Genomic DNA, 9,586 nt, shown 5'->3' with positions numbered 1-9,586 from the left:
GCGCGGCCGGCAGGTCACTTCGCGGTTCCCGGAGTTGTCGGTGGCGTGCCGTACGATCGCCAACTGTGTCTGACAAACCCGCTGTACTCGCGCGCGACCTGCACAAACGCTTCGGCGCGAGCGTCGCGCTCGCCGGTCTGGATCTCAGCGTGGCGGCTGGGACGGTGCACGCGGTCCTCGGTCCGAACGGCGCCGGCAAGACGACCGCTGTGAGAATTCTCACCACCTTGTTGCGTGCCGATTCCGGGCATGCCGAGGTTCTCGGTCTTGACATCAGCCGACACGCGGACGAGCTGCGCTCCCGGATCGGGCTCACCGGTCAGTACGCCGCCGTCGACGAACGGCTCACCGGCCAGGAGAACCTGGAGATGTTCGGCCGGCTCTACCGGCTGTCGGCCGTTTCGGCGCGGGCCCGTGCCGAAATCCTGCTGGAGCGTTTCGACCTCACCGATGCCGCCCGCCGGCAGGCCGGCACCTATTCCGGTGGTATGCGCCGGCGGCTCGACCTGGCCGCCAGCCTGATTCTCGCGCCGCCCATGCTCTTCCTCGACGAGCCGACGACCGGGCTCGACCCGCGCAGCCGGATCCGGATGTGGGAGGTCATCGAGGAGCTTGTCCGGGACGGCGCCACCGTCCTGCTGACAACACAGTACCTGGAGGAGGCTGACCAGCTGGCCCGGCGCATCTCGGTGATCGACGGTGGCCGGGTCATCGCGGAGGGCACCGCCGACGACCTGAAGTCGCAGGTGGGTGGGGACCGCCTCGACATCGTGATCGCCCGGGGCGGGGACGTCGACGCCGCGCGCGGCGTGCTGGCGCGGTTCGCCTCCGGCGAGGTGAGCGTCGACGTCGACCGGCGACGGCTGAGCGCGCCGATGAACCGCGGCGCCGGTGTGCTGCCGGAGCTGATCCGCGGCGTCGACGAGGCGGGCGTGACCCTCGAGGACATCGCGCTGCACCGGCCCACCCTCGACGACGTCTTCCTGGCGCTCACCGGCCATCACGCGCGCGACGGGGACGCGGCCGCGAACCCGCACGAGAGCACCACCGAGGAGCTGGTGACGACATGAGCACCATCAGTGGCGACGCTGCCGTCGCCGCCACCGCCGCCACGGTCCGGCCGGTCGAGGGCCGCGGCCGGCTCGTCTGGTCACTGCTGGACGCCTGGGTCATCTGCCGGCGCAACCTGATCCAGACCTGGCGGGTGCCCGAGCTGCTGGTGTTCTCCACGATCCAGCCGGTGATGTTCGTGCTGCTGTTCGTCTACGTGTTCGGCGGCGCGATCAACGTCGGGCCCGGGGTGGACTACGTGGACTTCCTGATGCCCGGGATCTTCATCCAGACGGCGATCTTCGGCAGCATGGTGACGGGTGTCGGGCTCGCCGAGGACCGTCAGCGTGGCCTGATCGACCGGTTCCGCTCGCTGCCGATGTCGCGGGGCGCGCTGCTGGCCGGCCGGACCCTCTCGGACCTGTTCCGCAACGTGTTCGTAGTCGTGATCATGCTGCTGGTCGGGATCGCGGTCGGGTTCCGCTTCGGTGACACCACCGTGCCCGCGGCGCTGGTCGGGTTCGCCCTCATGCTGCTGTTCTCCTACGCGTTCTCCTGGGTGTCGGCGGTGATCGGGCTGTCGGTGCGCAACGCGGAGGCGGCGCAGTCGGCCGGGTTCATCTGGGTCTTCCCGCTGACCTTCGCCAGCTCCGCGTTCGTCCCGGTCAGCACGATGCCGGGCTGGCTACAGGCCTTCGCCGAGCATCAGCCGATCACCGTGACGATCGACGCGACACGGGCGCTGTTCCTCGGCGGCCCGGTGGCCTCCGCGCTGGTCCAGTCGCTGGCGTGGTGCGCCGGGCTGCTCGTCGTCTTCGTGCCGTGGTGCGTCAGGGCCTACCGCCGCTCCACCGGCGGCTGACCGGGCGACAGCCGCCAGCGGCCGGCCCGCCCGGGCGGGCCGGCCGGCACCGCGGATGCCGAGCCGCCCGTACTGGACCACCCCCGCCTGGCCCGGGCACGATATACGGATGTCCGCGTCCGGTAGCGTCACATCCGCGGACGCCGTCGGAGTCAGGGAAAACCCCGCCCTGACCGGATCTTGCCATTAGGTTGGTGCTCCGTCGTGGCATCGGTGTGAGCGCGGGGAGGTCGTGGTGTCGGGCACTCGGCGGGTCCGGACACTCGTCACCGGCATTCAGACATGCCTGGGCGAGGCGTTGAGCCTTGCCGACCAGCTGGACGCGCTGGCCGACCAGGTCGAGCGGCCCGACGCGGACGGGCCGGTGCCGGGCGGGCCCGCCCGCCCGCATGCCCGGCAGGGCTCATCCGTGGATGTCTGGCACGCCGTCCCGGACGCCGCCGACGCGCAGGTGCCGGCCGCGGTCGGGACGGCCGCCGCGATCGCCCGCGGGCAGGCGCCGGGCCTCGCCAGCGCGCCCTGGTCGTCCCCGCTGTGGCCGGTGCCCGGGGCGGCCGAACGGGCGCCGGGGAACGGGGCCACCACCAGCCTGCCCGAACTGCCCAGCCCGCCCAGCCTCCCCGAGCTCCCGGGCCGCCCCCGGCCGGCGGCGGCCGGGCAGCTCTACCGGCCGGGGCTGTGGCGGGTGGGCCGGGCGCTCGTCCCGCCCCTGCTGCCCGGCGGGCGGACCACCGAGGTGCCGCTGGCCGTCAGCCTCCTCGACGGCGGCAACCTGCGGATCGTGGTGGACCGCGGCCGCCGGGCCGAGGGTGTCGGTGTCGTACGGGCCCTGCTCACCCGGGTGCTCGCGGCGGCACCGCCGGGATCGGTCCGGGTCACCGTCTACGACCCCCACGAGCTCGGCGCGGGGCTCGCCGGCTTCGCCCCGCTGCGGGCCGCCGGCGTGGTCAGCCCCACCCTGACCAGCCGGACCCGGCTGGAGAGCGCGCTGGGGGAGCTGTCCGCGGACGTCGGGCGCATCACCGTCGACCGGCTCGGCGGCCGGTTCGCCTCCCTGCGGGAGCGGGATGCCGCGGGCCTGCCCCGGGCCGAGCCGTGGCGGCTGCTGGTGCTGCTGGCCTGGCCGTCGCTGGCCGATGACGCCGCGCGGGCGCTGGAGGCGGTCGCCGCCCAGGGGCCCGCGTGCGGCGTGCACGTGATCGCGCTGGTGGAGGACGGCGGGACGGCCGTCGTCGGCCGTCGGGGGCACGAGACGCTGACCGGCGCCGAGACCCTGCGCGTGGCCGGGCCCGCCGGGGATCCCGCCGCCGGCGGCCTGTTCGCCGCCGGGGACGGGCCCGACGGCGACGGGGCCCCCACCGCCGGCCCGACGATCTGGAGCTGTTCGCTCGCCGGGCCGTTGGAATGCGAGCTGGACGACCCGCCGCCGCCGGAGCTGGTGGCCGCGGTCGCCGAGTCCGTCGCGGCCGCCACGGCCGTCGAGGCCGCCCGCCCCCCGGACGCCCGGGCGCTGCTGCCCGACACGCTGTGGAGCTTGGACGCGGCCGGTGGCCTGAGCGTCCCGGTGGCGTTCGGCCCGGACGGCCCGGTCACGCTCCGCTTCGACGACGACACCGTCCACGCGCTCGTGGGCGGGCAGGCCGGCTCGGGCAAGTCGACGCTGCTGCTCGACGTGGTGTACGGGCTGGCCGCCCGCTACGCCCCCGAGCAGCTGCGCTTCCACCTGCTCGACTTCAAGGAGGGCCTGGAGTTCGCCCAGTTCGCGCCCCGGGCCGGCGACCCGTTCGTGCTGCCGCATGCGGACACCATCGGGATGGACAGCGACCGGGAGTTCGGTGTCGCCGTGCTGCGCCACGCCCGCGCCCAGATGCAGCGGCGGGCCCTGGCCATGCGGGCCGTCGGCGCCCGGGACCTGCGTGGCCTGCGGGCCGCGCGGGGCGGCGCCGGCTGGCCGCGGATCCTGGTGGTGATCGACGAGTTCCAGGTGATGCTCACCCCGCTCGACGCGGTGTCGCGGGAGGCGGTCTCGCACCTGGAGGCGCTCGCCCGCCAGGGCCGCGCCTACGGCATCCACCTGCTGCTGGCCAGCCAGACGCTGTCGGGTATCGACGCTCTGGACGCCACCGCCGGCAAACGTGGTTCGATCTTCGGCCAGTTCGCGTTGCGGATCGCGCTGCGTACCTCGATCTCGGAGTCCCGGGTGCTGCTGTCGACCACCAACGAGGCGGCGGGTGCGCTCGCGGGCGTGGGGGAGGCCATCGTCAACCGGCGTAACGGCCACCCGGCCGGCAACGAGCTCGTCCGGGTGGCCTACCCCACGCCGGCGGTGCTCACGTCGCTGCGCGCGAGCCTCGCGCGGGCGGGCGCTCCCGGCGCGCCGGGCCGTCCCGGGCCGCGGGTCTTCGTCGGCCACGCGCCGGCGGTCCTGGACGACAACCCGCTCTACCGGTCGCTCGCGGGCGCGCCCGTCCCGGTCGAACGCGCCGAGCGGGCCGGTGCCGTCGACGTCGCGGTCCTCGAGAGCGCCCACGAGGGCAACGCCGGCCACGGTGGTGCGCCCGACACGGCCGGCGGCGTGACCGGCGCTGTGACCGACGACGCGGACGCCGCCGGGGCGGCCGAGCCGCTGGCCCTGGTGGGGGTTCCCCTCGACCTGCATCCGGCGGCCGTCGGGGTGCGGCTGTCCCCGCTGCCGGGACGCAGCCTCGCGGTGCTCGGGCCGTTGCGCCGGGAAGCGGTCGGGGTGCTGCAGGCGGCCGTGGTGAGCGTCGCCGGCCAGGCCGTGCAGGGCGGTGTACGGGTCGACATCGTCGCGGTCACCGCCGAGACCACGCAGGCGGCCGAGGTGCTCGCCGGCCGGGTCCGCGCCGCCGGGCAGTCCGCTCGGGTCCATCCGCCGGCGGCGTTGCGCCGGGTGCTGCGGGAGGTCAGCGACGAGGTGCGGGAGCGGGAGGACGCCGCCCTGGCCGGCGCGGCCGGTACCCCCTGGCCCGGTGACCGGTCCTACGAGCGGCTCGCCCGGCCGGTGCGGCTGCTCGTCCTGTTCGCCGCCGACGCCGGGCGGGCCGTCCTGGAGGCCAAGGAGCCCCCCGCCCGCCGCTCGGGCCTGGACGACCTGCGTTTCATCACCCGCCGGGGCCCTGGCCAGCGGGTGCACCTGCTCGGCTGGTGGCGCGGCCCGGGCCGGCTGCTCGACGACCTCGGCCCGATGCACCGTGACGACGTGGGGGCGTGGGTCGCGGTCGGCGTGCCCGCGAGTGACCTGTTCAGCCTGGCGGGCAACCGGTCGGTCACCGCGGGGACGGGCCCGAACCGGGCGGTCCTGTTCGACCGGAACGGGTATGCGGAGGCCCGCACGATCGTCCCGTTCTCACCGTTGCCGGCCCAGGCCGGGCCGGCGGCGGCGGTGACGGGCGACCAGCGGCACGACCGGGAGCACGGCCGGGACGGCCGGGAGCCGTGGAGGAGGCTGCCGGGTTGACCGGTGCGCCCGCGACCCACGAAACGAGGATCATGGTTGACGTGCCCGACCAGCCGGGTGGCTTCCTCGCCGTACCGGAGGCTGAGCCAGGGTGGCGGGCCGACGCCCGCCACGAGCCCGCCCTGCGCGATCCCGACCTCGACGACCCGCTGATCGCGGCCGTGCGCTACCGTGCGTTGCTCGACGAGCTCACCCAGGCCAGGAACAAGGTGGAGGACCGGATGTCCGCCGGCCGGCAGCGGCGTGCCGAGGTCGCGCGGGCGCACCGGGAGTCGGCGGAGGCGATCCGCGCCGAGGTCGACGAGGTGTGGCGGGTGGTGGCCGAACCGCTCGCGCACCACGGGATCAGCAGCCTCGACCAGCTCCGGCCGCCGCCGGTGGAACGGGCCGGCGACGTCCCCGCCGTCGCCATTCCCGATCATGACACGCCCGGCTATGACGTTCCTGGTCACGCCTCCGGCCGTGACGTGCCCGTCGTCGCCGGGCCCGGTGGCCGGCCGGTCGCCCGGGCCCAGCACCGCCGGGGCGAGCCCGGGCAGGCACGCCCGGCCGCCGCCACGCCGCAGCGACGGGTACGTGCCAGGCAGGCGGCCGCCGCCGGCACGGCGGCCGCGTTCGAGCCGTCCAAGGCACCACGGCGAGCCCACGAGCTGTGCATGACCGCGATGGGGCACGCCGCCGAGCTGCGGGCGGTCACACGGTCCGGTTCGTCGGCCTCGGCCGCGGTCGTCATCGGCCTGGGCTGCCTGCTGGTGGCCGCCGGGGTGACCGTGCTGCGGGCGCTGGCCGGGGTCGAGGCGCTGCCGGCCCTCACCGGCGCCGCCGTGGTCACCGCCTTCTGCGTGGCGGTGGCGACCGACGCGGCCCGGGTGGAGGTTGCCCGCGCGGCGCTGCTCGGGGCCGGCACGGCCGGTGCCGCGGTGCTGGCGACCGCGCGGATGGTGTCGCTGGACCCGACCGACGTGATCGCCTCGCTGGTGGCGCTCGTGCTGGCGCTGCGGTTCGGGCTCGGGGTCGGCGCTCCGCGGCATCCGCAGCGGAAGTGACCCGGCCGCCGGCCGGCGGGATACAGGAGCGGATATGACAGAAGAAGGGCAGGACCTCCGTGACGAGCACCATCGCCGACGTCAAGTCCCAGCTTGGTGAGGCGTTCCGGCGTACCGACGAGGTCACCGGCCAGCTGGACGGCGCGCTGACCATGATCGAAGAAGCGCAGGCGATCGTCCTGGCGGCGACCGACGGCAGCGCGCACCGCGCCGTGGAGCAGCTGACCAGCGCGCTGCTGGAGACCCGGGAGCGTATCCAGGACTCGCTGGCGGCGCTCGGGTCGGCGGTGCAGGAGGTCCGCGACTACAGCGACAGCCTGTAGGGCGTCCGTCCCGGCCGGCCGGTTTCCCCCGGGCTGGGCCGCGGACGGTTCTCCCGGGGCAGCCGGCGTGCGGGGCAGCCATCGCCCGGCCGCCCCGCACGCCGGCCGGAACATGCCGTGAGCGGCTGCCGCGCCGCGCGGAAGCCCGGCACGTCCAGCGCCGCCGCGCCGAACACAGCCTGAACACAGTCCGAATACAGCCCGAACATGCCGTGAACGGCTGTTGCCGATCGCCGTCCGTGTCGGCCGGCGTCCACCACAGGGCCGCCACGGGGTGGCGGGCCGTCGTGGCCCGGCCGGGATCAACCGGACGTATCCGGATCGGCTGTGCACGAATACCGACAAGAGTTATATTCTCCGTAAGCGGGTGTCCGCTGTCGGTCGCCGGCGTGTCGTAGGTGAGGGCCCGGGTAACAAGTCCGCATGTTCCCTGCAACCCGATGCATCTTTAGCGGGCCTCACTAAAGTCCGAATCATCCAGAGACGCCGAGGGCGAAGCGATCATGTTGCCATCGCGCAGCCGGAGGTCCGCGGGGATGTTGGCGCGTAGGCGTTCACCGGCCTGACGGCCGTCCAGTGCCACTGCCATGTGCGGCCAGAGGGTCGTGAGAGCGGCGCGGGAAGGATCTTTCCGTACCGCCGAGGTCCCCACCGTGGATCACTAAGGAGGCCCCACCACCGTGCCGGCTACCCCCATCCTTAACCTGCCGCTGGTGCTGCTGTCCAACCGCGGCCCGGTGAGCTTCGACCGTGACGTGTCCGGGCGTACCGTCAACCGCGGGGCGGGCGGGCTGGTGTCAGCCCTCTCCGGCCTTGCCGAGCACCTGGACGACGCCGTCTGGGTGTGCGGGGCGTCCAGCGAGGAGGACGCCCTCGTCGCCAGCGAAGCGCACGGCAGCTCGATTCTCGTGCAGACCTCTCCATACCCGCACGTCGTCGAGGACGAACCCGACGGCCCCGCGATCCGGGTCCGGCTGGTCACCACCGACCCGGCCGCCTACGCGGACTTCTACAGCGTCTGGTCGAACCCGATCCTGTGGTTCGTCCAGCACGGGCTCTACGGCCGGGCGCTGTCACCCGTCCTCACCCAGGCCGAGCACGACGCGTTCGACAACGGCTACGCGGCGGTCAACCGTGTGTATGCGGATGCGGTCGTCGACGAGGTCCGCGCCCGCGGCGGAAAGGCCCTGGTCCTGTTGCAGGACTACCACTTCTACCTGGTGGCCGAGCGGGTCCGCGAGCAGTGCCCGGACGTCGTGCTCACCCATTTCATCCACATCCCGTGGCCGGGGCCGGACGAGTGGCGGATACTGCCGGCCGGTATCCGGGAACGGCTGCTGCGCGGCCTGCTCGGCAGTGACGTCGTCGGCTTCCACACCCGGCGCTACGCCCGCCACTTCGTCCTGTGCGCCCAGGACCTGCTCGGCCTCGACGTCGACCTGGACAACCTGCTGGTCTTCGTCGGCGACCGGGTCGTGCGGGCCCGCTACTACCCGATCTCGGTGGACACCGCCGTCCTGGAGGCGACGCTGAGCACGGAGGAGGTCGCCGGGCACGTCGCCATGCTGAGGTACGCCTTCCTCGACGGCGACCGGCGGCTGATCCTGCGGGTGGACCGCACCGACCCGAGCAAGAACGTCGTGCGGGGCTTCCTGGCCTTTGGCGCGCTGCTCGACCAGTATCCGGAGCTCGTCGGGAAGGTCAGCTTCCTCGCCCTGCTCCAGCCCAGCCGCACCGACGTGCCCGAGTACGCCGACTACATCGCGCTGATCGGCGCGGTGGTGGCGGAGATCAACGCCCGGCACACCAAGGACGGCCGGCAGCCCATCGACCTGCGGATGGCCGAGGACTTCCCGCTCGCGGTGGCCGCCTACTCGATCTGCGACGTGATCCTGGTCAACGCGCTGGCGGACGGCATGAACCTCGTGACCAAGGAGGTCGCGGTGGTCAACCGGCGCGGTGGCGTGCTGGCCCTGTCGGAGAACGCCGGCGCCCACGAGGAGCTGGGGGAGTACGCGGTCACCCTGCATCCCTTCGACGTGCAGCAGATGGCGGACGCCCTGTACGAGGCCCTGACCATGCCGCTGGAGGAGCGGCAGCGGCGGCTGGCCGCGGCGGCCGAGCAGGTGCGCACGCACGACGTGGGACGCTGGCTGAGCGACCAGCTCGACGACCTCGCCCAGCTCGCCGGCTACCTGTGAGAACCCGCGGAGGACCCGTCCGAGGACTTGCCTGAGGATGAGGACCTGGCGTTAGGGCCCCGCCTGAGGAGCCGCGCCGAGCCCGGGTCCTGACCCGGAACCGGTCCGATCATTACCGTGGGTGACCGGCGGGATTCTGCCGTGGCTTACCGGTAGTCTCGGTCGGTGACAGCAGCCGCCGTCGGGGTTGGCTGATCGTTGACGGGCTGAGGAGCTTTACGTGGCAAGTTCCAGCGGTCACCACAAGGCGAACGCGGGTTCGTGGACCGCGGTTTTTCTGATCATTGCGGCGTTCACGGTCGGCGTCTTCGCTCTCGCCCTGCACTCGGTACCGCTGTGGATCGTCACCGGCGTGGCCCTGGTCGTCGGCCTGATCACCGCCGTCGCCTCCCAGATCATGGAACAGGCGTACTGACACCCGCACGCACCCCGCATGCGCCCCGCACGCACCCCGCGATCGCGGGGGACACCCGGAAGAACAATCATGTCTGCCCGGTCCGGCCGGGCAGGCTCCGCCGCCGCGCACGGCGGCTGACAACCGCGCCGTAGGCCGATGCCCGCGGCCCGCGGCGCGGCATGAGGCGTCCTTCGTCGTCCTTCTTCGTCAGCACAGCGGCTTCAGC

At 73.7% G+C, this 9,586-nt stretch carries 7 protein-coding genes; all 7 read left to right on the top strand.

Going from position 1 to position 9,586, the window contains the following annotated elements; translation table 11 throughout:
* Positions 1–65 precede the first annotated feature (65 nt).
* The 7 genes from AC5LSR_RS06430 to AC5LSR_RS06400 all read left to right on the top strand — a co-directional run bounded on the left by AC5LSR_RS06430 (position 66) and on the right by AC5LSR_RS06400 (position 9,378).
* On the top strand, positions 66–1,070 hold the full coding sequence (locus AC5LSR_RS06430; protein ID WP_250287582.1) for an ATP-binding cassette domain-containing protein: 1,005 nt from the start codon (positions 66–68) through the stop codon (positions 1,068–1,070).
* A complete protein-coding gene (locus AC5LSR_RS06425; RefSeq protein ID WP_250287584.1) occupies positions 1,067–1,912 on the top strand; it encodes an ABC transporter permease in 846 nt (281 codons plus the stop codon). The genes AC5LSR_RS06430 and AC5LSR_RS06425 overlap by 4 nt, the downstream gene beginning before the upstream one ends.
* A 235-nt stretch (positions 1,913–2,147) precedes the next feature.
* Positions 2,148–5,393 carry an FtsK/SpoIIIE domain-containing protein gene (locus tag AC5LSR_RS06420; RefSeq protein WP_493468251.1) on the top strand — a complete coding sequence of 1,082 codons (3,246 nt, stop codon included), beginning with the start codon at positions 2,148–2,150 and terminating at the stop codon, positions 5,391–5,393.
* A 32-nt stretch (positions 5,394–5,425) separates the two neighbouring features.
* A complete protein-coding gene (locus AC5LSR_RS06415; protein WP_493468245.1) occupies positions 5,426–6,439 on the top strand; it encodes a hypothetical protein in 1,014 nt (337 codons plus the stop codon).
* A gap of 59 nt (positions 6,440–6,498) precedes the next feature.
* Positions 6,499–6,762, top strand: a complete 264-nt coding sequence (locus AC5LSR_RS06410) for a hypothetical protein (RefSeq protein WP_131790223.1) — start codon at positions 6,499–6,501, stop codon at positions 6,760–6,762.
* 680 nt (positions 6,763–7,442) lie between these two features.
* On the top strand, positions 7,443–8,963 hold the full coding sequence (locus AC5LSR_RS06405) for an alpha,alpha-trehalose-phosphate synthase (UDP-forming) (protein WP_250287095.1): 1,521 nt from the start codon (positions 7,443–7,445) through the stop codon (positions 8,961–8,963).
* Between the two features lie 220 nt (positions 8,964–9,183).
* Positions 9,184–9,378, top strand: a complete 195-nt coding sequence (locus AC5LSR_RS06400; protein WP_250287093.1) for a hypothetical protein — start codon at positions 9,184–9,186, stop codon at positions 9,376–9,378.
* Positions 9,379–9,586 lie beyond the last annotated feature (208 nt).

Source organism: Protofrankia sp. CiP1_Cm_nod4, assembly GCF_982290645.1.
Note: the sequence above shows the minus strand (reverse complement) of the source record. Positions and strands in the feature narration are given on the sequence as shown.